Genomic DNA, 25748 nt, shown 5'->3' with positions numbered 1-25748 from the left:
GAAGTGGAATACTGTCAATCTATTTCAGGACAAGACATTTTAACTGTTTAACACCACAGCAAATTAAGCTTCAATCGTTTGAACAGCAATCTTTTTCGCAGGATCTGCTTTGCGACGTACTGCTGGTACAGGTTCGCCATAGTATTGACGGTCAGCGAAGTAGCTTGAACGAACCATCGGCGCTGCCCAAATATTTCTAAAGCCCAGCTTTTGACCATGCGCAGTGTAGCGTTCAAATTCTTCTGGTGTAACGAAGCGGTCAATCGGCGCATGCTCTTTTGAAGGCTGTAAATACTGGCCAATTGTTACATAGTCAACGCCGTGTGCATGCAAATCATCTAAAAGTGAAATGACTTCTTCTTCAGTTTCACCAATACCGACCATCAAACCACATTTGGTTGGAACGTCTGGGCAATATTCTTTAAACATTTTTAACAGATTTAAAGAGTGTTGGTAGTCTGAACCTGGACGCATCGCTTTGTATAAACGCGGCACAGTTTCAATGTTATGGTTAAACACATCAGGTGGACACTCAGTCATAATGCGAAGCGCAATGTCCATACGACCACGGAAGTCAGGTACCAAAATCTCAAGTAAAGTATTCGGGCTTAATGCACGTGCTTCTTTAATACAGTCAACAAAGTGTTGTGCGCCACCGTCAAGTAAGTCATCACGGTCTACAGAAGTGATCACGGCATATTTTAAACCTAAGTTTGAAATCGTTTCAGCCATATGACGTGGTTCGTCTGCGTCAAGTGCATTTGGACGGCCATGTGCTACGTCGCAGAAAGGACAACGACGTGTACAAATGTCACCCATAATCATAAAGGTTGCCGTACCGCCACCAAAACATTCAGGTAGGTTTGGACATGCAGCTTCTTCACAAACGGTATGCAGTTTTTGTTCACGTAGGGTTGATTTAATGCGTTGCACTTCTTCGGGTGCTGCCATTTTCACGCGAATCCAATCCGGCTTGCGTGGCGTTTCAACCGTAGGAATAACTTTTACAGGTATACGCGCGACCTTTTCTGCGCCACGAAGTTTGATACCCTGCTCAGGTTTACGGTTTTCAGACATATTCAACTATTCCACTGTTTTTGACGGGGGAGATGCTAAAAATAGCAGTATTAGTATAGCGGAAATGCGAATTGATAGGGCGGAAATACTATTCATTTACTAAATGTGGTTATCACTTAATATATGTAAGCTAAATACAGCAAATTGCCTGCAATTACGTCATAATATGCCCAAGATAAGTAATAAGTTTTTGAAGAAGGAGCGTTGAATGCCACGTAAAAAAGAGGTCGTTGGTGGAACTTTCGTTAAGTACGATGCGGTCGTTCTAGGTTCAGGCCCTGCGGGTGAAGGCGCGGCAATGAAACTTGCCAAATCTGGAAAGCGTGTTGCGATTGTGGATGTACGTGAGCAGCTCGGTGGTAACTGTACCCATGTGGGGACCATTCCAAGTAAAGCTTTACGTCAAACGGTATCGAGTATTATCCGTTATCGCCGCGACCCAATGTTTAAAAAAATGGGTGACTGGCGTCAGTTTACAATGAAGCAAGTGCTTCAAAATGCACATAAAGTGATTCAACAACAGGTTGATACACACTCACGTTTTTATGACCGCAATAAAATTGATATTTACCATGGTCGTGCCTATGTTCAAGACCAAAATACGGTTTTAGTGTTTAGCCCTGAAGGCATCAAAGAAACGATCATGTGCAAACAAATCGTGATTGCAACGGGTAGCCGTCCATACCGTCCTGCGGCGCTTGATTTTAATCATCCGCGTGTATTCGATTCGGACAAAATTTTAGACCTCGATTATTCGATCCAAAAAATCATCATTTATGGTGCAGGTGTGATTGGTTGTGAATACGCGTCTATTTTCATTGGGCTAGATCATAAAGTTGACTTGATTAATACACAGCATAAATTACTGAGTTATCTAGACGATGAAATTTCTGATGCTTTGTCTTATCACTTACGTCAACAAGGGGTCTTGATTCGCCATAATGAGCAGATTGATCATCTTGAAACATATGATGATCACGTGGTGCTGCATTTGCAAAGCGGTAAGAAAATTAAAGCAGATGCTATTTTGTGGTGTAACGGTCGCTCTGGAAATACGGATGGCTTAGGTTTAGAAAATGTGGGTATTACGCCAAACAGCCGTGGTCAAATTACAGTCAATGATCAATACCAAACCGAAGTGGAAAACATTTACGCTGCGGGTGATGTGATTGGTTGGCCTTCACTGGCTTCTGCTGCATATGACCAAGGTCGTTGCGCAGGTGCAAACATGAGCGGTGAAGTGGGTGTAGAACCTGTGGTTGATATTCCGACAGGAATTTATACCATTCCAGAAATTTCTTCAATTGGTAAAACTGAACAAGAGTTAACTGAAGAAAAAATTCCGTATGAGGTGGGTCAAGCTTCTTTCCGTCATTTGGCGCGTGCGCAAATTACGGGTGACACAGTGGGTGAATTGAAAATTTTATTCCACCGTGAAACTTTGGAAGTGCTGGGTGTTCATTGCTTCGGTAATAACGCTTCGGAAATTATTCATATTGGTCAAGCGGTGATGAATAGTCCAAACAATACCATCAATTATTTTGTTGAAACGACGTTTAACTATCCAACGATGGCTGAAGCATATCGTGTAGCGACCTTAAATGGTATGAACCGTTTGTTCTAATTTTTATAGTATTTTCAGAGACCTGTAAGTTTAGACTTGCAGGTTTTTTTATACCTAAAATTGCTAATTTGTAATTGCAGGCATATCTAAATGCCTAAAACTTTTTAACGATTTGTGCGGTGGTAGGTGAGTGTGACAAGTAAGGGGGGAGGGAGCAACTTTGCTTATGAGATACAGTAATTTTGTGGATGCCATGTTTCTTAGCGTAGGACATGGAAAGAATGATCCAGTGATACGGCATAGCAGATATTTTTAGACATAAAAAAACCAACAAAGTTGGCTTTTTGAATTGGGCTGCGACGTGAAATCAGTTACAGGATGAACTGATGTAAGAAGTAGGCAGAAATCATCATGCCTAACACAAAAAACATGCACGAATAAGCGTCAAGCTGATAACGCTTTTCTAATTGATGTTCAACATGCTGTATATTTTCTTCTTGCATAATTTTCATGGAAGTTTTTATTCCGATTTAATTATCGTTAAAATCCTATTGCATGTTTGTATTTTTAACATAAAAAAATGCTTAAATAAAGTACTAATTAAAAATAATCAGATCTCCACTATGCATAATCACTTAAATATTCAAGTTTATGCTGAGTTAATCTAGAAGCCAGCAGCTACCAATAACTAACTATCTGAAAGTCATAGAACTTAGGATTTTATTATTTATCGTTAAAATAAGATAATTGAATTTAAAACTGTGGATAAATGTGCTTTTAAATGAATTTAAAATACCAAGAGATAATAAAATATGTGGATAAGTTTTATACAAATGAATTCAAATTAAAATAAAACGTATTGATATAAATAAAGAAGCCAACGCAGCCTATACATCGATCTTGCATAGTTTACGTCGGCTTATTTTTATAAATTATTGATTTAATGCATAAATATTGGCTTGAATCCAAATGTTGCCGCGAATGTATTGTCCAATATTAAAGTTGGCGTACTCTGGATTTTTAGTGGCAATACGAATCAGTGTCGCAGGTTGGTTGTCTTCATGAATCAAAGCAACATCAAGCAGAGTGTAGTCTTGTTCCATAAATTGCATGCTGGTTTTGCCAACAATATTCCCTTGGAACCATGCTTCATCTTCCTGACCGATCTTTTCGCCATACAAATAAGCGACCATTTTTGAAAAATCGACAGTCACAGGTTCTTTGTCATCATCCGACTTTGGTTCCCATGCATCAATCTGTTCTTGCAGGTTTGCAGGAGCAATGCCATTGTTTGCTGCCAAAATATCGTTCAAGGCACGATGATGTTTAATCGATGCAGGATCATCAACCACCAGTTGCTCGTGCTCTGCGACTGCTTCTAGTTCATATGCCCATGCATTGAGATGTGCAATATAGGTTTGGTCTTTTTGGTATTGAGCATGATTGACGCTATATAAGCTGTCATAAGCGTAGACGATACTGTTATTGCCTAAGTTTAAACGTAAAACGGCTTGTGTGTTGGATTGACCGCGAATGATGCGTTCAACCACAGCAGACACTTTATAGGGGCTATTAAAACTTGGAAATGCAGTTTTAACAGCCTTGGGTTTATTGTCTTCAACCGCGATGACTTGAGTCAGTTGAACAGCCGCTTGACTTGGACCTTGAATGAGCCAACAACCCGCATCCATATCTTGTTCAGTCTGGCATAAACCCATCGGCATGATTGGTGCATTTAAAGCTAAACCTAACCATTTAGGGACATCTTGTGCAGGGTTATCTGTGAGTAAATTCCAATGCTCGACGTGGCTACCAAAGTTTTGGTCATCAATGGTGATTATTTCTGGACTATTTTGATTCTTCATATGCACGATTGAATGAGGTTATATATCCCTATTAAATCGAGGGTTATTTCTATATTTCAAGTGCTATATTTTATTTTTACTAGAAAATCATCAAAAAAGAGTAAAGCCTTACTTTATTTGATAGACAAAAGAACAAAGTATTTTCATCTGATACTTAAAAAGTATGAAGCGAGCTTTGTATAGGTGATTTTGAGCGGTTTTATCTATTATGCTCAAGCACTGAGTTTGTTAGACTAAGGCAGTTTCTTTTGTTTATGGATGTGCAGTGCTGCCATTTAAACTGTGGGTCGATGCAGATGCATTGCCTAAAATTTTACGTGAAGTGATTTTACGTGCTTCAGATCGTTATCAGCTTGAAGTGACCTTTGTGGCCAATCAAAATGTCGGGATTACGCCTTCCGTTCGTATAAATTCAATTCAAGTAATGAGTGGGGCTGATGCCGCGGATAAAGAAATCATCGAACGCATGAAAGAGAATGATATTGTGATGACACAAGACATTCCGCTTGCCGCGCAAGTGATTGAAAAGGGTGGAATCGCAATTCACCCACGTGGTGAAATCTATACTACAGCCAATGTCAAAGCCCGCCTACATTTACGTGATTTTATGGATTCATTACGTGGAGCAGGCGTAAATACGGGTGGGCCATCACCTATTTCTGAGCGTGATAAACGCGAATTTTCTAGTTCTTTAGACCAAACCATTCAAAAGCAAAAACGCAAAACTGCCATTTAGCATCGAGCTGATTATGTCTTCTAAAGCCAATCTGATGGCAACCTATGGATTATTGGTTTTTATTTGGTCCACAACGCCTTTAGCGATTGTGTGGAGTGTGACCGATTTACATATGCTGTGGGCATTGGTATTACGTTTTTTCATCGCGCTGCCTTTGGCGATTTGTTTGTTATTGGTTTTAAAGCGACAGTTCCCCACTGATAAAGTCGCTTGGCATAGTTATTTGGCTGGTTCTTTTAGCTTGATTGGCTCGCAGTTTTTTACCTATGTGGCCACCAACTATATTAGTTCAGGCATGATTGCATTGATGTTTGGCTTAGCACCGATTATGGCAGGGCTGATCGGACGTTTTTACTTTAAGAGCTATTTGAGTGCGATGCAGTGGCTTGGGATGTGTATTGCACTGCTGGGACTTGCGATAATTTGCCTTGCAGGTACAGCACAGCATGTCCATCCGTTTGGGATTGGACTGATGTTACTGAGTGTATTTTCTTATGCAGCCTCTATTTTCTGGGTGAAAAAAGTCAATGCGAATATTGAACCCGTTGCACAAGCGACAGGTTCAATTTTGGTGTCGACATTGGCGGCTATATGTATTGTGCCGTTTATTTGGCAGCATGCACCGCAGCAAATGCCCGATTTGAAAACTTGCTTGGCGCTGCTATATACGGTCGTCATGGCATCATTGATTGCGATGTTCTGTTATTTTAAATTGGTGCAGAAAATTCAACCTACGACTTTATCGCTGACTACCGTCATGACACCGATGATTGCTTTATTTATAGGTGCTGTGCTGAATCAAGAAAAACTCTCGATGATGGTGATTTTGGGTGCAGTGGTTTTATTGTCAGGTTTGTTCGTTTATTTTTATAAAGATCTTCAGGCAAGTCGGAAACTTGCCCAAAAGTTAAAAAGCCAAAACTAGTCCAAGGTTCTGGCTTTAATGATCTTCGACAGTCAAAGAAATACAGTCGGCCAGTTTGACACGATCTTGTGGGTGCAAGGTAATAAAGTATGCTCCCGTGCGGCACTTGCCATTTTCCTCTTCATTGCTGTACACCACTTGCGCAATCGCGGCAATATGGAAGAAGTTTTCAGGGTGGCTCAAGGTTAAGTGGATATAGGTACCATCTTGAATTTGTTTTTCGCTATAGAAACTCAAACCACTTTCAGAAAAATTCACATGTTCAGGCGTAGGTAACATGGTTTGTACAATTGTGTCGTACAAAGACCCCGTGATCAGGTTTAATTTCTGGTTAAATAGGGATAAGATTCGAGCAATTTGTTGATCTTTTTCAGATAATTGTTCTAATTCGTAGTTTAGTGCATGATCAAATTGATCTAATTCTGCGAGTAGTAGAAAATAGCGCGGTAAAACAAAATTAGGATCGTAAGGGTCATTCAGGGCAACATCATCAGAAATGATCTGATAGTTAATTCTCAAGGCCGCATCGATTCGTGACATCACACGACGTTCTGTTTGAACGTTTTGATGCTGTAAATTTTCCATAATTATGACCTCGGACTAGATGGTATGTTTAAACCAATCTCGCTGTATATAGGGTTGAGATATACTCGCGCACGGCGTAGCAACCACTTTATTTCTTTTATTGCACTGGTTTCGATGATCGGTCTGACACTGGGTGTGGCTGTACTTATTACAGTCTTATCTGTAATGAATGGTTTCGACCGAGAGCTGAAAACACGTGTACTTGGAATGATACCTCAAGCCACTGTTTCTTCAACACAAATTTTAACAGATTGGCCTGAACTTGCAAAAAAAATTGAGACAAAGGAACACGTCACAGGCGTAGCACCGTTTACTCAATTGCAGGGGATGCTTACGGCACAAGGCCAAGTGGCTGGAATTATGGTCACGGGGATCGAACCTCAATATGAAAAAAAGGTTTCGATTATCCAAGACCACATGGTTGAAGGGGGTATTGATAACTTAAAAAAAGGTGAGTTTGGTATTGTTCTAGGTAAACAAATGACCGATGCCTTAGGTTTAGGTTTAAATGATAGTGTGACTTTGGTTTTACCTGAGGCAACACCATCACCAGCAGGTGTGGTACCGCGTTTTAAACGTTTCAAAATTGTGGGCATTTTCAGCATTGGTGCTGAGGTCGATTCGATGATGGGCTATATTGCCTTGAATGATGCATCAACGTTGTTACGCTTACCTGATGGCGCGCAAGGCATTCGCTTGAAATTGGATGATATTTTTGCAGCACCTAAAGTAGCTGATGAAATTGTGATGGATCTGCCAAGCGGTTTTTATGCTTCGAATTGGACCTATACTCACGGCAATTTGTTTAGTGCGATCCAAATGGAAAAAGCCATGGTGAGCTTATTACTTTTCCTGATTGTATTAGTGGCTGCATTTAATATTGTGTCATCCTTGGTGATGGTCGTGACCGATAAAAAATCGGATATTGCCATATTACGTACCCTTGGCGCCTCACCTGCAACTATTACCCGTATTTTTATGGTTCAGGGCACGATTATTGGTGTGATTGGTACGGTATCGGGTGCGATTCTCGGCATTGTTTTTGCCTCTGGAATTAGTGGTTTTGTAGGTTGGTTAAACAATGTGATGGGACTTCATTTGTTTGATGCCTACTTTATCAATTACCTACCTTCGTATTTAAGATGGCAAGATGTATTAACCATTGTGTCACTGTCTTTAGTTTTAAGTTTCCTTGCAACAATTTATCCTGCAATGCGTGCTGCAAAAATCCAACCTGCGGAGGCATTACGTTATGAGTAAAATTGTTTTAGAAGCACAAAATATTGAAAAACATTTTACCGATGGTAAGTCGACTGTTGAGGTGATTAAAGGCCTCTCTCTACAAGTTAAAGCAGGTGAATTTGTCTCGATTGTGGGGTCGAGTGGTTCGGGTAAAAGTACTTTGTTACATGTCTTGGGTGGTTTAGACCGTCCGAGTTCGGGCCAAGTGTTTTTGCAGGGCAGTCGTTTTGACAGTTTGAATGAAGCTGAGCGTGGTTATTTACGTAACCAACACTTAGGTTTTGTTTACCAGTTCCACCATCTGTTGCCTGAGTTTACGGCTTTGGAAAATGTGGCAATGCCACTGATGTTACGTCAAGGCACCAACTTTAAAGATGTACAAAAGCAAGCCGAATATTTACTCGAACGTGTAGGATTGACGCATCGTTTAACCCATAAACCGGGTGAGCTTTCGGGTGGGGAACGTCAACGTGTTGCATTAGCGCGTGCATTGGTGGCCAAGCCAGCATTAATGATGGCAGATGAACCAACAGGCAACTTAGATCGTAAAACAGCAAGCAAAATTTTTGAGCTGCTGATGGATTTACGTCAGGAGTTCAATATGGCGATGTTGATCGTGACACATGATGAACAACTGGCTCAGTCCGCCGATTCTATTTTGCATATGCAAGATGGTCTTTGGGTCAATGACTAGGCTGGATGCCGACAAAAATATGAGATAAAGCCACTATCTATTGAAGCCCACTTCGGTGGGCTTTATTATGGCGCCAATAAAAAAAATAACTGAATAAAAGAATGAAGTTTTTATATGTTGCTGCTTGGATTGTAGGAATTGCATTGATGGGGCAGAACGTCCCCATTCTAAATCACCTTTTTTATCCAGCGCTGATTTTGGTCAGCGTACTTTTGCCGTTACAGTTTTTTCTCTTTAAGTACAAACACGCCCTTATTTTGCAGTTTATATGCGGACTGATTTATTCCATGTTGTTTTTAACTGCGGGATATCATTATGCACAATCGGCTTTGCAACAGCGTCTAGCCTATAAAGAAACAAAAGTTGAAGATGCTGAAGTCATTGTTTATATAGAAAAAATTAACCAACTGGGTGCTGAGACTATTCAGCAAGAAATACAGGTCTTGAACCGACATGTGAAACCAGTGCAATGGTTGAGTTTTCAAAAAAGGATCTCGGATGAGCAAGAGGTCTTGGAACTTGGGAAATACTACCGACTGACAGGGGAAATACGTCCTGCACATAGTTATTCGGTGCAAGGTGTATTCGATGTTGAGCAGTGGTATCTGCAACGTAATCTTATGTCGGGTTTTAAACTCAAGCACATACAACCCTTGTCTGAATCAGAAATTTCTGCATTAGGCTATACTAATTATTTAAGAAAACAGCAGGGCATACTCAATAAAATTCAACTGGGTATAGAACAACAGCGATTAAATATTCGTTATTTTATTTATAACCAGCCTTTAAGTCATAAGGGTCTAATTCTAGCGCTCCTGACTGGGGATGAAAGTTTCTTAGATAAGGAGACGACAGCACTTTTTCAACGCTTTGGCATTAGCCATTTATTAGCAATTTCTGGGCCACATGTGCTGATCTTTGCCGTGATGCTGTGTTGGCTGTTACAGAAGGTGCTGAATCGTTATTGGCCACAGATTTTTCTAAAAATCCCACGGCCTTATGCATTGTTACTGCCATTTTGTTGCTGCGTATTGCTGTATTGTGCCTTTGTTGGTTTTGAAATTCCTGCACTTCGTACTTTACTCAGTTGTTTCTGTTTAAGTGTGTTGATTTGGCTCAGACAGAAAATTTCAGCTTTGACGTTACTCTTATTGAGTGCATCACTTCTTTTACTGTTTGATCCTTTTTCAATTCTATCAGCGGCCTTTTGGTTGTCCTATGGTGCGTGCTTTGTGCTTTTACGCATTTATCAAACCACTATTCGGCTGGATTTGACTCGCCCGCAGTCTTGGCAGAAAAAATTCGTTTTTAGCTTAAAACTTTTGGTTGAGTCGCAGTGGAAAATATTTGTGGCTCTGATGCCTTTGGTGATTATTTTCTTCAAGCAAGTCTCATGGGTGAGTCCAATCAGTAACCTTGTCGCTATTCCACTGATCAGTTTGTTGGTTGTACCACTAGAGGTTTTGGCAGCATTAACTTTTTATCTTTTCGAACCGCTGAGCAGCCTTTTGTTTCAGTTGGCGGATTGGGTGCTGGTATTTTTATTGGGCATACTCAATGTACTGGATGCACTACTACCGATTAAGTTATATCCAATTGCACTCAATACTTGGCAAGTCATTTTACTGATTTTGCTTTTAATCATTGTTTTTATGCCCAAACCCAGCCTCCCTAAATCATGGCTGGTGCTAGGTTTGATTCCTTTGTTGGGGTTCAGTAGCCAAAACCGTCCTTTTGAGTTAATCGTACTGGATGTAGGTCAGGGACAAGCCGTGTATATGCAGCATGGTCAACAGTATGCCATGATTGATGTTGGTGGCTCCTATGATGAATCGAAGTTTAGTGTTGCTAAGCAGATTATTCAGCCATTTTTATCGAAGCAAGGCGTGAGCCAATTAGATCAGCTGATACTTACACATTTGGATCAAGATCATAGTGGAAGTTATGCCACATTAAAAAATGAGTTGTCGATCAATCAAATCTATTCCAATCAGCAATTGGATGTGGCAAATAGGTCAAATTTTAACTATTGCCAACAAGGTCAGATCTGGCACTGGTCTGAACAAGTGGAAATCAAAATTTTGTCACCGAAAGCCAATCAATTGGCACAAGTGCCATATCAGCAAAATGAGCTATCTTGTGTGGTCTATATACAGGTGAAGGATGTACAGTCTTATCAGTATTTTCTGATTATGGGGGATGCGGGCTGGCAAACCGAGTTTCAATTATTGCAGGATTATCCAGACTTAAAAGTTGATGTATTGGTCTTAGGGCATCATGGCAGTCGGCATAGTTCAGCCTATGCATTTTTAAAACACTATCGACCAAAATTAGCAATTGCTTCAGCAGGTTTCAATAACCGTTATGGACATCCAAGTACAGTAACGCAAGCCCGTTTGAAAGCTTTAAACATCCCATTCTTAACAACAGCAGGACAAGGCAGTATCGGTTTTATTGCGCAGCCTACAGGGTTTATTGAACTGACGACACAACGTCAGACTCGACAGTGGTTGCAGTCGACTGAATCTGTTGTTCCATACGCAGTTGCTCTAAACGCGTCACAGCCTCATTAAAAGGGAGGTTATACAGCGTTCGAAGCTCAGGATTGGCTTTAAAGCGCTTATAGGTCCAATGATAATGCTCTGGATGACGACGAATCAGGTCTTCAATGGCTTGGTGAATGACGAAGGTGCCATCATTGGCTGTACCCTGATAAATACTTTCACTGATTTCTTCAATGTACATATCAAAGCCATCGTCATTACGAATAGCATAGAGCAGTAAAGCCTTGGCTTTGGTTTTTTGAAGCAGTTTGGCGCTCAGGTTGCTTGAAGCCAAAGGAAAGCCAAAATAAGGAATCATTTCCCCACCTTGTTTTGGGGTATGATCGGGTAAAATTACGGTTGTACCCCCTTGTTTGAGCGCCTTAAAAATTTGGCGTACTCCCGATTCATCGGTAGGGACCAGATGAGCACCTTCACGGCTGCGCGCCTCACGAACAAATAAGTCAGCACCAGGATCCTTGACCGGTTTATACATAATGGTCATTTCAGTAAATTGGGCGATATAACTATTCATAATTTCCCAAGTGCCAAAATGGGGAACAATTAGAACCAAGCCCTTTTTAGCTGCAAGTGCTTCATGTATGAGATGTTCACCATACACTTTTTGAATGCGTGCAATATTTTTTTGGTTGCTTGAACCCCAGATACTAAAAAACTCAAAATAGGTGGTTAGTTCATTACGCACTGTTTTTCTTGCGATTACTTCACGTTGTTCATCACTGAGCTCTGGCAGTGCAATTTTTAAGTTGAGTCTGAGGGCATCATTGTTTTTACTGATTTTTAAAAGATTGACTAAACCTGCTAACCCCTTAGCAAAAAAACGTGCAAGTTTAATAGGTTGTTTGCTTACAAAACGCAGTAAACGATAGGTCGAGTTTTGCTCTTGTGCTTTAGTCATTCTTTAGAGTCAATGGTACATGTGGGTAAAAACAAAAAATATTATAGGCCAAAATGAACGGTTTCGACAGTTTTGTATAAATCAGTGTATATAATGAGGGCAATTTTATTCAAGTTTGGATTGTTATATGTCCGATTGGCCACCAAAACCAGAAAATGAAACGCCGAAACAACAGCCTGTACATGAAGAACCGACAGGAAATGAATGGAAACTTTTAGAAAAAGCAGTTTTAGCTTCTGTTGAAGAACAACGTCGTGCACGTCGCTGGGGCATCTTTTTCAAATGTCTAACTTTTGCCTATCTTTTGTTTATTCTATTTGCCATGACCAAGAGTTGTTCGACTAGTGGTACGGAGGCAACCGCATCTAAGCATATTGCTGTGGTTGATATTGTGGGTACCATTGCTGCTGACGAGCAAAGCGTGAACAGTGATGACACGATTAAGTCATTAAAGAAAGCTTTTGAAAATAAACAAAGCCAAGCGGTGGTACTCAATATTAATTCACCGGGCGGTTCTCCGGTTCAGTCGGATGAAATCTGGCAAGAAATTCAATATTTGAAAAAAGCACATAGCGATAAAAAATTGTATGCAGTGATTGGTGATACAGGTGCATCAGGTGCTTACTATATCGCATCTGCTGCTGACGAAATCTTGGTGAATCCATCGAGTTTAGTGGGTTCAATCGGTGTGATTATGCCGAACTATGGGGTGAATGGCCTCATGCAAAAACTGGGTGTTGAAGACCGCACCATGACCTCTGGTCAAAACAAAGCTTTATTGTCAATGACACAACCTGTTAACCCTGCGCAGCGCGCACATGTTCAAGGTGTACTTGATAATGTACACGAGCATTTTATTAATGCTGTGAAACAAGGTCGTGGCAAAAAGTTAAAGTCGAACGATCCGGCACTCTTCTCAGGTCTTTTCTGGACTGGTGATCAGGCGGTCAAGCTGGGTATTGCGGATCGTATTGGTAATTTACATACTTTAAAACGTGAACTAAATACCGATAAAGCGATGGATTATACCGTGGTACATAGCCCACTAGATGCTGTATTAGGCCGTTTAGGTGCATCGATGGGAGCTGGTTTTGCATCTTCACTTTCAAATCAAATGCAAACTGAACAGACCACGAAACTCCAATGAAACCTTTAATTCATTTTGCGCACGCCAATGGCGTGCCTTCTAAGGTCTATCAGAAATTATTTGATTTACTGTCAGATCAGTATGATGTGATCTATGTACCTTTATTAGGGCCAGATAGAAGCTACCCGATTGATAACCATTGGAAAAGCTTAACTCAGCAAGTGATTGACAGTATTGTTCGTCAGGCGCAGGGTCGTAAAGTGATTGGTTTAGGACATTCATTAGGATCAGTGCTGACGTTTCAGGCGGCATTACAGCGTCCTGAGCTATTTCAACAAGTCGTCATGATGGACCCGCCTTTGATTATGGGCAAAGCCTCGTTTGCATTACATTTTGCGAAGATGCTGAAGTTAAAAATGGTCGATACCATGTCACCAGCAGCGCTATCTTTACGGCGTCGTGACCATTGGGAAAGCCGTGAACAAGCAGCTGAGCTTTTACGTCCAAAAGGTTTTTATAAAGACTTTGATCGAGACTGCTTTCAAGCTTATATTGACTATGCTTTAACGGAAGATCGTGTCCGTGGTGGTGTTGAACTTGCGATTACGAAAATGGATGAAGTTCATATCTTTAGGACCAATCCATCTTTGTGGTGGTTGCCGCAGCCTAAACCTGTTGTGCCAGTACACTATGTAGCAGCAGAAAAAGGACCATTTATTGGTCATGGTTTCCCAAAAATGGTGAAAAGTAAATTTGGAATTGGCTATACCGTTGTTTCTGGTAGTCATATGTTTCCTTTGGAGCGACCAGAAGAAACGGTTGCTTTGATTAAGATGCTGATTCAAGAAAATGTTTAAGAGTACTTTTTAGCAACCATAAAAAAACGCCTCCTTGGAGGCGTTTTTTATTTTTAAAATTTGCAAAACTGAATCGGCTCGTGCATCAGTGTATTGCGGTAGAGAACACCTTGGTCTGTATGCTGAATCGTTTGTGTACAAATCCACTCTACCACTTGCGGGTAGATGATATGCTCAAGCGTATGGACACGTTGGGCCAAACTATTCACACCATCATGTGAACCAACTTGCAGTACACCTTGTGCCAAAGCTTGACCTGCATCGAGTTCAGCCGTCACATAGTGCACGGTACAGCCATGCAGTTGATCGCCAGTATTCAAGACGCGCTGATGGGTATGCATACCTTTGTAATGCGGTAGAAGAGAAGGGTGAATGTTGATCATTTTCCCTTCCCAAGCACTGACAAATTTCTCACTTAAAATACGCATAAAGCCAGCAAGAACCACCAAGTCCACATCCCAATCGAGTAACTGTTGATGCATGACATCATCAAAAGCTTCCCGATGAGGATACTGTTTGTGTTCAATGACCGCTGTCGCAATACCTGCATTTTCAGCACGCTGTAGCGCATAGGCTTCAGGTTTATTGGAAATCACACCCACAATTTGCCCTGACAGATTGGCATCAATCAAGGCTTGAAGGTTTGATCCACTTCCTGAAACCAGAACAGCAATTTTAATCATATGACTTAAGCGAATACCACACGGATTTTTTCGTCTGCGCCTTCAACTGACTCAGCATTGTCTACGATATGCCCCATAGTAAACGCTTTTTCACCCAGGTTATTGAGTCGTTCAACTGTTTTGTCAGCATCAGCAGCATCGACAACTAAGACCATACCTACGCCACAGTTGAATGTGCGATACATTTCGAACTGTTCAACACCGCCTTCGCGCTGAAGAAGTTTAAACAATTCTGGCCATTCCCAAGATGCTTCATTCACAACAGCTTGAGCACCATTCGGCAATACGCGTGGTAAGTTACCTGGTAAACCACCACCAGTAATGTGCGCCATTGCGTGTACATCAACTTCTTTTAAAAGCTGAAGAATAGGCTTCACGTAAATACGTGTTGGTTCCATTGCAACATCAGCAAGTGGACGACCATCAACGATTTGCGTCAAGTCAACGTTTTTCACGTCTAAAATTTTACGAAGTAGAGAGTAACCGTTTGAGTGAGCACCACTTGATGCAACACCAATTAAAACGTCACCCGCTTTGACTTTAGAGCCATCAATAATTTTGCTTTGCTCAACTACGCCTACACAGAAACCTGCCAAGTCGTAATCTTCGCCTTCATACATGCCAGGCATTTCGGCAGTTTCACCACCAACCAATGCACAACCAGCAAGTTCACAGCCTGTACCAATACCCGTAACTACGTTTGCAGCTACATCTACATTAAGATGGCCAGTTGCATAGTAGTCAAGGAAGAATAATGGCTCAGCGCCACATACAAGAAGATCGTTTACACACATTGCAACCAAGTCTTGACCAATCGTGTCATGACGGTTCAAATTCAATGCTAAACGTAATTTTGTACCAACACCGTCTGTGCCAGATACGAGAACAGGTTCTTCATAACCTTTAGGGATTTTACAAAGTGCACCGAAGCCACCTAATCCGCCCATTACTTCAGGACGAGTAGTACGCTTCGCGACAGATTTGATACGATCGACTAACGCGTCGCCCGCTTCAATGTCGACACCTGCATCTTTGTAGCTTAAACCAGTGTTTGGGGTAGAAGTTGAGTTGCTCATAATGAAGTCTCCGCATTCGCGGGGCGATTATACCTGAATATACGAAACACATATGTTATTTCTGCGCTAAAATGTTATCTTTACTAAAATATTTTTCTCAATAACGATTAAATCTGACAAAGGCGAGATTGCATGCAAGATCGTACACTTAAACGTATTTTTATTTTGGCAGGAATCGCGCTCATACTCTGGGTATTGTATCTACTCAAGCCTGTTGTTTTACCTTTTATTGGTGCATTTTTAGTCGCTTATCTGTTTAGTCCACTGGTCGATAAACTGCATAAAATTGGCTTACCACGTTGGTTATCTATTAGTGCAGTTTTTATCGGTATTGGCGTTGTCATTACATTGGCATTTTGGTATTTGGTTCCACTGGTGTGGGAACAGCTGATGTATGCAAAGAACAGTATTCCTTCAGGTATACATTGGGCGAATTATAAATTCCTGCCTTGGTTATCTGACAGTTTTAATCTGGTCCCAATGGAATTAGATGTTGACCAGATTTCAGCCGCGATTATGGAATATGTACAGACCAACTATAGTGCAGACAGTATTCAGGCTATGATTGCCAAGTTGGCTCAATCTGGACTGAACTTCATTCAGATTGGTGGTACTGTTGTGCTGATCCCAATTATTGCATTCTATTTTTTATTAGATTGGGATCGCATGCTGGACAGTTTCCGTCGTCTTATTCCACGGCGATATGAAGAACAGACATTAGTCATTGTTAAAGAATGTCATAGTGTACTTGGTGCTTTTGTCAAAGGTCAGTTCTTGGTCATGGTGCTCTTGGGCGTGGTCTATGCAATGGGCTTACAGTTAATTGGACTTGAAGTAGGTTTGATTATTGGGATGGTGGCTGGGCTGTGCAGTATTATTCCGTACTTAGGTTTTGCGGTCGGGATTATTGCCGCAGTGATTGCAAGTTTATTCCAGTTTGGTATTGATTGGATGCAATTACTCTTGGTTGGTGTAGTCTTTATGATTGGTCAGGCAGTGGAAGGCTATATCTTACAACCGTTCTTGTTGGGCGATAAAATTGGCTTGTCTCCAGTTGCTGTGGTATTTGCAGTACTGGCTGGTGCGCAATTGGGCGGTATTTTAGGGATGTTGATTGCGTTGCCTGTGGCTGCCGTGATTGTTGTCTTATTAAGACATGCACGTGAGTTTTATGAAAATAGTCCGATGTATAGTACACCTACTTTTGTTGTGCAAGATTCATCCGCGGGTTCAATTACGATTGAAACTGACCAAATCGATGTCGATATTGAACTAAAAAATCAAGCGGTAAAAGCTCAGCAAGCATCTGAAAATTCAAGTAAGATTGATCAGATAGACCATAAAGAACTTTAGGATATACAAACCAGCATGCGTCAATTGCAACTAGATATTGAACCCCAACTCGATGCCCGAATCAGTGATTTTTCTGGGCCGGGATGGGGGCCTGTTATCGATGCGATTCGTCAGTTACATGCAGGTTTAATGAATCGTTTTTATGTTTATGGTGGTGCGGGTTCTGGAAAAAGCCATTTACTTTCAGCAATTTGTGATTCTTATTTAGATGTAGGTAAAACAGCGATTCAAGTTTCATTACTTGAGTTGCTGGATGCGCCAACAGAAGCAATTACCTCTTTAGAGCGTTTTGACCTTGTCGCTTTAGATGACATCGAAGCCATCAGCGGTGTGCCGCATTGGCAGAAAGCGGTTTTTCACCTAATCAACTACAACAATGAAGAAGGTGGCCAGTTGGTGTTCTCTTCTCGTGTTGCGCCGATTGAATTAAAACTTGAACTACCCGATTTACAATCTCGCCTGACGCAGGCTGTAAGTGTGAAAGTACCAAACGGAAGTTTGTATGCCGATCGTTCTACATTGGTGATGTCGGTTTTATCGCGTCGAGGGATTCATATTGATCAACAGATTATTGATTATTTACTCGCACATGGGCCACATCAAACCTCGGTATTATTGCAAAGTTTAGAACAACTAATTCAACTACTAAAAGGTGAGAAAACCAAACTGAGTAATGCAAACCTCAGACAAATTTATGCGCTAATTGACGAATATCGGTAAATCATAATATTACTTGAGAAATTGTCCGAGCTGTGACAGAGTACGAAAAATTGTTAGATATTGCAGGGATTTTGCAATCTAAGAATAAAAAGAAAAGATAAAATAAAAGCAAGGAGATCGTTATGCTCAAGAAGAGCATAGGTGTAGCTACGCTATTGGTGGCGAGTCATGCCTATTCGGACAATATTAAGGTGACCATCACTGAAGATATTGTCAAAAATGACACGGAATGTTCACTTCGCGAAGCTATCGACTATATTAATCAAGGCATGCCTGAAGCAGGTTATTATGGCTGTGGGGGAAAAGATGCGATTTCCACCGTCATGCTTGAGAAAAATAAAACCTATTTGCTAAATACCCATCTTGCAATCAAAAAAGATTTAACACTCAGAACAAGTTATGACAGTTCTGTGGGGGAAGAAACTGTTCAGGGTTTAAGTAATGCCATCTTAAAAATGAATGGTTCTGACAACTTATTAAGGGTTGATAATGCTGAGAATGCTTTAATTCGTGTGTTGGTAAAAGAGGTTACTCTACAGGGCTGTGCGAAAGACTGCGGTGTGAATCAAGGTGGTTTAATTTATAACAATGAATATTTAGGTCTTGAGTACGTCAAATTAACAGGTGGTTTTGCAGGGCAAGGGGGGGCGATTTACAATGTCGCAACCTTGCTTGAAGATGGTACCAGTCGTAGTCTAGTCGAAATTCGCGCTACTCTGGTTGAACAAAACCAAGCGGTACAAGGTGCTATTTTGTATGGGGAGGCGCCTTCTTTTCGGATTTATAATTCAGTTTTCAAAGAAAATAAAACAACAGATGCAAGCAGTGCCAATATTTACTCTGTCAATAATGCAGCTGTTAAAGAAGATACAACCTTATCCAGTTTAGCATCACGTCTGGTCAGTAGTACCTTTGTGAAAAATACAGGTTATGTCGTCAATGTACGAGATGGCATGGCTTTGAATAACTTAACGGTGGTGGGAAACAGTAAAGGGATTTATTTCAATCCATCTACAAACTTGGCTTATCTGGCCAACAGTATCGTTTTAGGGAATGCTGAAAATACCATCACACAAAACTGTGCTGGAGATTTAAGTAAAGCAGTTCTTCAGAACAACTTAGTCACACAAAGTGACTGTGGCAGTGGTGCGAGCTATTATCCGAATGAGTTTTGGTCTGGCGCTTTGATTGCAGGCAGTGATGTGGTGGGTGAGTGTAAAACCATGTCTGCAGATGCTGACAGTTTATTGTGTCCTTATATTGTTCCCAACCAAAAATTTTTAGGCTATATCCGTCCACGCATTTTAATGAGTCAGACGCATTGGTTAGATTCCCCAATTGTGAACAAGGGTAAAGTGGTTGTAAACACAACGGATTCTTTAATTGGCTGTGAAAATTCAGATCAACGTGGTGTGAATCGAAATACGAACAATACCTTTTGTGATCGTGGTGCAATCGAGATTGAGGTCCCAACGACCATTAGCTTAATTGGTGAAGATCTGATTGCGGGGCAAGTAGCTAAACTTTCTGTTGCAGATCTGCTTGGAGATAGTGATCTACTGTCCAAAACCGAATGTGCAAGCTTGTTCAAATCGGCTAAAGCGCCAAATGGTGAAGAGTGGCAACCGGGTTGTATGCGGGTGCAGCAGACTCAAACGGTATCGAAAGGTAAAGTGGCGATTGATGAACTAGGAAATATTACTTACACGCCAAATGGAGCATGGCATGGTGCTGATATTTTTAGGTTACAGCTGGTCACAACCACGACACGTTTTGATGAGCATATTCCGTTCGTCGAAGTGAATGTACAAATTGTACAAGAACCGCAAAATCATATGGAAAGTGACAAAATTAAAACCTCTGGGGGAAGCACGGGTATTCTGAGCTTACTGGGGTTATTTGCTTTAATTTTGCTGCGTCGAAAATAAAAAGAAAAGGGCAAACATGAAACACTTTAAAAAAGGACTATTGGGTGTCATGGTAATAACTGCTATGACATTAATGGCTGCAGAAGATAGAACAATTCATGTCAACACATTTGAAGATGAAGATAATGTAAACATGAATCAATGTTCACTCCGTGAGGCAATCAAAACAGCCAGCTTAAACAAGGCTTATGGTGGCTGTAGTGCTGGGAATACCGGTTCAGGTCAAACCGATTATATTCAGTTAGCAGCGGGAACGTATAAACTGAGTAAGGAAATTGTTCCCGAGTCTAAAGTGGTGATTTTTGGGAAAAGCCCATATTTAGATCGTGAAAAAAATCCCATCACTTTTAAGTATCCAGCGCTAGGTGAGTTGACTTCACGGATTGATGCGGGTGGAAAGTCACGTTTATTTAATACTATTACCAAGACCAGTTTGACGCTAGAGAATGTGATTTTAGAAAATGGTTATTCGGCAGATGAAGGCGGTGCTTTATTGGTCGGTGGAGCATTAACCTTAAATAATGCACAAATTCTAAACTCAAAGTCCGATAAAAAAGGTGGAGCACTCTATCTCGTTGGTCCTGGTGAGCATCAGGTGACTGTAAATAATAGTGTATTACAAGGCAACCAAGCGACTGTGGGTAGTGTTCTTGCAATGCAATGTTATGCTGGGCTGTTGGATGTAAAAACGAATATAGAGTTTGGAGCGAATAGTATTATTTCGAATGGTGAGATATCGAATCTGAATACATTCGATTTTTGTGGTAACCCAAAAGTTGCTATGGCGAATAATACGATCGCAAAAAATACAGTAAATTCGACAAATGGAAGCATTTTGTATGTCGTTAATACCCGTGAGCATAATCTAAGTCTTGAAAGTAGTTTCTTATTTTCAAACAACACTATTGTAGAAAACAGTGCAGCGAGCGTTTTGGATTATGACGATTTCGGTACGAAGTCGTTGTATTACAATGTACTTGCATATAATGGAAACACATCATGCCGCTATGTCGGTTCTCAGACACTATCCGACAAATATGATGCAGGTGTGACGGCAGGTTACAATGCGTTTGATACGGAGACCAGTCAGTGTGAACTGGCAGCAAGTGCACGAATACTCGATGGTACGACAGATACTAATGTTGATGTGAAAAATGTGGCTATAGGAAGTCTACTCAGTTCCTTAACTTCGCCATCAAAATATAATTTATTCCGCCCAATGTATTTCCCGAAAGTGAATAGTGGAGGAGTTGATTTACTCGATACCAACAGTAAATTGAGCTGTAATGATAGTGACCAGCGTGGTCTAGACCGTATTGTCGATGGAACATTGATGTTAGCACCTGCGGAAGCCAACAGTTGTGATATCGGATCGGTTGAGTTGCGTCGTTTAGCAGCAGCTGATATTGCTGATTTGAAAAATAGCTCGCAGGCAGAACGTCTTCAGGCGTATGAAAATACCATTAAGGAATTAGAGGAATTAATTGCCAATAAAAATACCAATCCAGACTTTTTGGTCGAGTTTAATGAAGAGTTAAAGCGTTATAAAGAGCTTTTAGCGGTAACCAAACTACATCAAAAATATCGGGCGATTTATGTCGATCCCTTCCAGTTTGTCTTGCAAGATGAGGCTGTGGTCAACACTGCTGATGGAACGTCGGCTTTAAAAGAAATGAACACTGATAATTATACCATTACTGAAACTCAGGTATTAGGTGTAGGTGTGCTCAGCGCCAAAGATGGTGTGCTGGATACCTCAAAACTCAGAGCGGATCCAACTTTACGCTGTGAGTGGAAGGATGATTTAAAACAAATCATGATTTATCGCACCGATGGTAAGCCTACAACAAGCACGGAATATGTGTATTGCCAATATAGTGTAAAGAGTAAGGCTACGCAGGCAAGCTCTTCGGGGATTCTAAAAGCGGAGTTTAGCAATATACAACCTATTGCCAAAACGGATCAATACACCCTAAATTATGGTGGAACTTTAAAACTCAATGTAAATCCACTTGCAAATGATAGTGATGATGGTGATGGGCCAATTAGTACAGTCGCGGCAGAACATCAGCGTCCAGCATTTCACCGTGATGCGAATGGAAAGGATCTTGCTCTTCGTATTGTACGTCAGGATGCAGGCATTAATATTAAGCCAGAACGTACAGGTTCTTGTCCGGGAGAATATGAAAAATATGTATGTTATGGCGGCAATATTGAAGTTGAAGTCCGCAATAATTTCAGTCCATTCCCTTATGAAATTGAATATGTGATCTATGATGCAGAGGCTGAAGAGTCTAAATCTGCGATGATGTATTTTACGAACACCGCTAAAAATACCAATACGGAAGCGAGTGGCGGTGGTGGTGGTTCAATCGGTGGCCTTGGGGTGCTTGGATTGTTGTCATTAGCGTGGCTTAGACAACGACGAAAAATATAAATTTAAGCATAAAAAATGCCTCACATGAGGCATTTTTTATGAGCATTTCATAGTATTTATATTCGGCTAGGCATCTTAATGTGTAGCAGTGTTGCTATGGATGTATTTATTGATATATTCATTTCGAATATTCACACGTTCATCTACATCTGCTTTTTGCATGCGTACACGTAAATCACGTCGTTCTTGGGTGCTCATCTGTTGCCAAGTGTCACGCATTTTTTGCTTTTCTTGCTCAGGTAACTGAGTAAACCAGTCCATACGTTGTTGCAGGGCTGCACTTTGTGCATCGGGCAGTTCTTTAAGGGATTGGTAACGTTGAATCAACGCACGCTGTTCTTCTTCAGACAATGATTCCCATGTTTCAGACACTTGAGTATCTGCATCTTTGGAAAAAATCCAAAAACGATCAAAACCTGCAAAACTGGTTTGTAAAAAACCTAGCGTGCAAAGTGCGAAAGCGACACGTTTAGCTGCCATGTGGAACAGTGTCCTCACCTAAAACCAATAACATTTCTAAATCTTCAACCATTTGAGGTGAAAGTTTAGGAGTCGAAACCACTTGGTTATGTGGTTTTTCATCAAGGGTTACAGAGTTCGGAAGTACGACAAAGCCAGTAATAGCCGCAGCTAAAGCAAAACCAGACATTTTCCAAAGGCCATAACGTGAGGACTTTTGATCTTGAATGTCATCAAGAACATGTTGCATCACCACAGGTTTGTTTTTGTGATGTTGCGCGAGCCCATCAAGTTTGGAGGTTACTTGCTTTAAGAAATCATCTTTCATTCGGATGATCCTCCTAGATGTGGATTCAAATGTGCGAGAGCATTGCGTAAGCCTTGAATCGCACGGTGGTAATGAGTTTTAACACTGCCTTCAGAGCAATTCATGATTTGCGCAGTGGTTGCAGTATCAAAACCTTCCCATGCACGTAACATAAATGCTTGCTGCTGACGAACAGGAAGACCCGCAATGGCTTCTTGAATTTCATCCGCAGTGACAGCTTGACTTAAAAAGTCTGAAGGATTCAGCGCTCTTTCATCGACCACCTCATTGACTTCAAAATCGTCATCATCAAGACTGACTTTTTTGAAGAAAGAAAACGGTTGTGCTCGACGTGCTTCTTTACGACGCCAATCCTGTAATTTGTTGGTTAGAATGGTATAGAACAGGGGATACCATTCTTCCGTAGATCGATCGGAATAAGATTTGTGTAATGAAATAAAGGCTTCTTGCACCAAATCCATGGCGATACCCTGCTGGTTTTGGGTGGCACTTTCCATCATTACTAACGCACGACCAGTCACTTCTTGCATGAAGTTTTTTAGGCGAGACTCGGCGGTACTCTTAAGAGTACTAGAATCCTGCGTTTTAGACTGTTTGGGTGCTAAATCCATAGAGATGGAAAATCCTGTCATCGGATACCCACCATTATTTCCTCAATCATGTGCCTATAACGTTGGAAATAATGGTTTGGTTGACAACACAAGTAATTATTTTTTCTAGTGTAATCTATTTTTTCTGCTGAGCCGACTTTAGTTAATATAACTTAACGATTTTAAAGTCGTTGACGCACCATTTCAAAAAAGCAGATTGAACCCGCAATAGCGACATTGAGAGATTCTTGGCCACCGGGCTGTGGGATGCTCAGTGCTTGAGCATGTGCCAAAGCAAAGTCAGAAACTCCTTGGCCTTCATTGCCTAAGATCCAGACACAAGCTTGTGTTAAATCTTTTTGATATAAACTTTCAGCCTGATGTGAGCTGGTCACATACACTGGAATTTCAAAGCGTTCGAGTACATCTTCGATGGCTACGTTTTCATAGGTGTTGAGTGAGAAGTGTGCACCCATGCCTGCGCGTAATACACGTGGTGACCAGAGTGCAGCAGAACCTTTGGTACAAATAATTTGCTTAATACCTGCTGCAGCAGCAGAGCGGAGTAGTGTACCTACATTGCCTGGATCTTGAATGTTTTCCAAAATCAAGGTATCCAAGCTAAAGTCTACACTTTGGCTTGAACTTGGTAAGTCTACAACTGCCAAGAAGGGCAAAGTGGTCCCCAATGTGCTTAAGTCACGATATAGGCTTTCCGCAATGACAAAAACAGCACCTTCATATTCATCTAGAATATCGCAAATATCAGGGTGTTCGAGTGCATTTTCAGTGGTGAAAATAGAATTGAGTTTCTTCTTTTTTTCAACCCAAGCTAAGCCTAAGTGTGTCCCTTCAAGCACAGTTTGACCCTGCTTTTTACGGTAGCTGCTTTGCTCTATTAAACCTCGGAGATGTTTAATCTTTGGGTTGTCTTTTGATTCAAGGAAAATAATCGACATGGAGGAGACTCATGCGCATAACGCGTCAGATGGCTATGCGCATTTTAAAAAATTAGTTGTGGTAGCCAGTCACTAAATCGACTTCGTTTTTAGAACCAATAATTACAGGGACACGTTGGTGTAGGTCAGTTGGTTGGATGTCTAAAATACGAACGCGACCCGTTGTAGATGCACCGCCAGCTTGTTCAATTAGCATACTCATTGGATTTGCTTCATACATTAAACGCAGGCGACCTGCTTTTTTCGGATCTTTGATGTCGTATGGATACATGAAAATCCCGCTACGGCAAAGAATACGGTGAATGTCGCCCACCATACAAGCCACCCAACGCATATTGAAGTCTTTCTCACGCGGACCTGTTTTACCTGCGAGAAGTTCTTCAATATAACGTTTTACTGGGTTTTCCCAGTGGCGTTGGTTTGATGAGTTAATGGCATATTCTTTGGTATCTACTGCCACTTGAATATTTTCAGAGGTGAGTAAGAATTGTTGAGTTTCTGGGTCAAAGGTAAAGAATACTGTGCCTGCACCGACTGTTAATGCCAACATAGTTGATGGGCCATAAAGCACATAACCCGCAGCAACTTGCTGGTTGCCTGCTTGCATAAAGTCTTCAGCTTGTGTCACTGCATTTTTTGCAGGCAAGATTGAGAAAATAGTACCCACACACATATTGATGTCGATGTTGCTTGAACCATCAAGAGGGTCAAATAAAACTAAATATTTGCCATTTTCTTGAGCTGGTGTGAATTCATCCAATTCTTCAGACGCTAAACCACCAACTTGTGGGTGGATTTTTAGAGCATCAATCAAATAATCATTTGAAATCACATCTAATTTTTTCTGTTCTTCACCTTGCACATTTTCATGCTGCGCGCTACCTAAAACACCTGCTAAAGCACCTTTTTGTAAAGCTTGATCGATGGTTTGGCAAGTGGCAGCAATGGTGCTAATCACTTGTGCCAATTCAGGCGTAAGATTTCCCGTTTGTTGTTGTAGAAATTGGGACAGATTGAGATATGACATAAGAGGGAGGACTCCACTAAAACTTGAATACGTAACAAAATCAACATTGCGCTATATTTTAGTCGAGAACGAGACAAAAGAACAATTAAACTCG

General features: G+C 41.0%; 24 protein-coding genes. 12 read left to right on the top strand and 12 right to left on the bottom strand.

The window, feature by feature from the left end; all coding sequences use genetic code 11:
- Nucleotides 1-63: 63 nt before the first annotated feature.
- Entirely contained in the window at nt 64-1077 is a 1014-nt protein-coding gene (lipA, locus tag AC4MC0_RS11035; RefSeq protein WP_004693928.1) for a lipoyl synthase, read from the bottom strand.
- A 208-nt stretch (nt 1078-1285) separates the two neighbouring features.
- Here lipA and sthA point away from each other — a divergent pair, with 208 nt between their 5' ends.
- Nucleotides 1286-2701: a Si-specific NAD(P)(+) transhydrogenase gene (gene sthA / locus AC4MC0_RS11030; RefSeq protein WP_004693926.1), complete on the top strand. Its 1416-nt coding sequence runs from the start codon at nt 1286-1288 to the stop codon at nt 2699-2701.
- Between the two features lie 311 nt (nt 2702-3012).
- On the opposite strand, the gene AC4MC0_RS11025 is transcribed toward sthA, so the two are convergent.
- Entirely contained in the window at nt 3013-3153 is a 141-nt protein-coding gene (locus AC4MC0_RS11025) for a hypothetical protein (protein WP_004693924.1), read from the bottom strand.
- 420 nt (nt 3154-3573) lie between these two features.
- On the bottom strand, nt 3574-4506 hold the full coding sequence (locus AC4MC0_RS11020; RefSeq protein ID WP_491887043.1) for a hypothetical protein: 933 nt from the start codon (nt 4504-4506) through the stop codon (nt 3574-3576).
- Between the two features lie 265 nt (nt 4507-4771).
- Between AC4MC0_RS11020 and AC4MC0_RS11015 the strand changes: the two genes are divergently transcribed.
- Nucleotides 4772-5242, top strand: coding sequence for a YaiI/YqxD family protein (locus AC4MC0_RS11015; RefSeq protein WP_335999998.1), 471 nt, complete (start codon nt 4772-4774; stop codon nt 5240-5242).
- A 13-nt stretch (nt 5243-5255) separates the two neighbouring features.
- Nucleotides 5256-6167, top strand: coding sequence for a DMT family transporter (locus tag AC4MC0_RS11010; protein ID WP_335999996.1), 912 nt, complete (start codon nt 5256-5258; stop codon nt 6165-6167).
- 15 nt (nt 6168-6182) lie between these two features.
- Here AC4MC0_RS11010 and AC4MC0_RS11005 read toward each other — a convergent pair whose 3' ends face one another.
- Nucleotides 6183-6752, bottom strand: a complete 570-nt coding sequence (locus tag AC4MC0_RS11005) for a PilZ domain-containing protein (protein WP_004693916.1) — start codon at nt 6750-6752, stop codon at nt 6183-6185.
- 24 nt (nt 6753-6776) lie between these two features.
- Between AC4MC0_RS11005 and AC4MC0_RS11000 the strand changes: the two genes are divergently transcribed.
- From AC4MC0_RS11000 to AC4MC0_RS10990, 3 genes are all read left to right on the top strand, one after another.
- Nucleotides 6777-8012, top strand: coding sequence for a lipoprotein-releasing ABC transporter permease subunit (locus tag AC4MC0_RS11000; RefSeq protein WP_004980646.1), 1236 nt, complete (start codon nt 6777-6779; stop codon nt 8010-8012).
- Complete coding sequence (gene lolD, locus AC4MC0_RS10995) at nt 8005-8688, top strand: lipoprotein-releasing ABC transporter ATP-binding protein LolD (RefSeq protein ID WP_004693913.1); 684 nt, start codon at nt 8005-8007, stop codon at nt 8686-8688. The genes AC4MC0_RS11000 and lolD overlap by 8 nt, the downstream gene beginning before the upstream one ends.
- A 101-nt stretch (nt 8689-8789) precedes the next feature.
- Nucleotides 8790-11261, top strand: a complete 2472-nt coding sequence (locus AC4MC0_RS10990; RefSeq protein WP_491887042.1) for a DNA internalization-related competence protein ComEC/Rec2 — start codon at nt 8790-8792, stop codon at nt 11259-11261.
- On the opposite strand, the gene AC4MC0_RS10985 is transcribed toward AC4MC0_RS10990, so the two are convergent.
- On the bottom strand, nt 11161-12150 hold the full coding sequence (locus AC4MC0_RS10985; RefSeq protein ID WP_491887041.1) for a lysophospholipid acyltransferase family protein: 990 nt from the start codon (nt 12148-12150) through the stop codon (nt 11161-11163). The genes AC4MC0_RS10990 and AC4MC0_RS10985 overlap by 101 nt on opposite strands.
- 127 nt (nt 12151-12277) lie before the next feature.
- On the opposite strand from AC4MC0_RS10985, the gene sppA reads away from it, so the two are divergent.
- Complete coding sequence (gene sppA, locus AC4MC0_RS10980; RefSeq protein WP_333640374.1) at nt 12278-13297, top strand: signal peptide peptidase SppA; 1020 nt, start codon at nt 12278-12280, stop codon at nt 13295-13297.
- Entirely contained in the window at nt 13294-14094 is an 801-nt protein-coding gene (locus tag AC4MC0_RS10975; protein ID WP_078425970.1) for an alpha/beta fold hydrolase, read from the top strand. The genes sppA and AC4MC0_RS10975 overlap by 4 nt, the downstream gene beginning before the upstream one ends.
- A 53-nt stretch (nt 14095-14147) precedes the next feature.
- Here AC4MC0_RS10975 and purN read toward each other — a convergent pair whose 3' ends face one another.
- Nucleotides 14148-14777, bottom strand: a complete 630-nt coding sequence (gene purN / locus AC4MC0_RS10970) for a phosphoribosylglycinamide formyltransferase (protein ID WP_491887040.1) — start codon at nt 14775-14777, stop codon at nt 14148-14150.
- A gap of 5 nt (nt 14778-14782) precedes the next feature.
- Complete coding sequence (gene purM / locus AC4MC0_RS10965) at nt 14783-15853, bottom strand: phosphoribosylformylglycinamidine cyclo-ligase (protein WP_205666848.1); 1071 nt, start codon at nt 15851-15853, stop codon at nt 14783-14785.
- A 132-nt stretch (nt 15854-15985) separates the two neighbouring features.
- Here purM and cxpE point away from each other — a divergent pair, with 132 nt between their 5' ends.
- From cxpE to AC4MC0_RS10945, 4 genes are all read left to right on the top strand, one after another.
- On the top strand, nt 15986-17206 hold the full coding sequence (cxpE, locus tag AC4MC0_RS10960) for a chloramphenicol efflux transporter CxpE (protein WP_339400551.1): 1221 nt from the start codon (nt 15986-15988) through the stop codon (nt 17204-17206).
- A 15-nt stretch (nt 17207-17221) separates the two neighbouring features.
- The gene (gene hda / locus AC4MC0_RS10955) at nt 17222-17926 is read left to right on the top strand and encodes a DnaA regulatory inactivator Hda (protein ID WP_004980630.1); all 705 of its coding nucleotides are present in this window, start codon (nt 17222-17224) and stop codon (nt 17924-17926) included.
- 122 nt (nt 17927-18048) lie between these two features.
- On the top strand, nt 18049-19854 hold the full coding sequence (gene rbtA / locus AC4MC0_RS10950; RefSeq protein WP_491887039.1) for a rhombotarget A: 1806 nt from the start codon (nt 18049-18051) through the stop codon (nt 19852-19854).
- Between the two features lie 64 nt (nt 19855-19918).
- A complete protein-coding gene (locus AC4MC0_RS10945; protein WP_491887038.1) occupies nt 19919-22291 on the top strand; it encodes a CSLREA domain-containing protein in 2373 nt (790 codons plus the stop codon).
- Between the two features lie 75 nt (nt 22292-22366).
- Here the strand turns inward: AC4MC0_RS10945 and AC4MC0_RS10940 are convergent, their stop codons facing one another.
- From AC4MC0_RS10940 to AC4MC0_RS10920, 5 genes are all read right to left on the bottom strand, one after another.
- Nucleotides 22367-22771 carry a DUF3106 domain-containing protein gene (locus AC4MC0_RS10940; protein ID WP_178928057.1) on the bottom strand — a complete coding sequence of 135 codons (405 nt, stop codon included), beginning with the start codon at nt 22769-22771 and terminating at the stop codon, nt 22367-22369.
- Entirely contained in the window at nt 22761-23078 is a 318-nt protein-coding gene (locus AC4MC0_RS10935; RefSeq protein ID WP_078389692.1) for a hypothetical protein, read from the bottom strand. The genes AC4MC0_RS10940 and AC4MC0_RS10935 overlap by 11 nt, the downstream gene beginning before the upstream one ends.
- On the bottom strand, nt 23075-23689 hold the full coding sequence (locus tag AC4MC0_RS10930; RefSeq protein WP_004693886.1) for an RNA polymerase sigma factor: 615 nt from the start codon (nt 23687-23689) through the stop codon (nt 23075-23077). Before AC4MC0_RS10930 ends, AC4MC0_RS10935 begins: the two co-directional genes overlap by 4 nt.
- A gap of 161 nt (nt 23690-23850) precedes the next feature.
- Nucleotides 23851-24627: a TrmH family RNA methyltransferase gene (locus AC4MC0_RS10925; protein WP_335999973.1), complete on the bottom strand. Its 777-nt coding sequence runs from the start codon at nt 24625-24627 to the stop codon at nt 23851-23853.
- A gap of 52 nt (nt 24628-24679) precedes the next feature.
- Nucleotides 24680-25654: a class 1 fructose-bisphosphatase gene (locus AC4MC0_RS10920; RefSeq protein ID WP_491887037.1), complete on the bottom strand. Its 975-nt coding sequence runs from the start codon at nt 25652-25654 to the stop codon at nt 24680-24682.
- Between the last annotated feature and the right edge of the window lie 94 nt (nt 25655-25748).

The sequence above is a fragment of the Acinetobacter sp. CAU_H_S139_7 genome (assembly GCF_058599305.1).
This window is presented reverse-complemented; position numbering and strand designations above follow the sequence as displayed.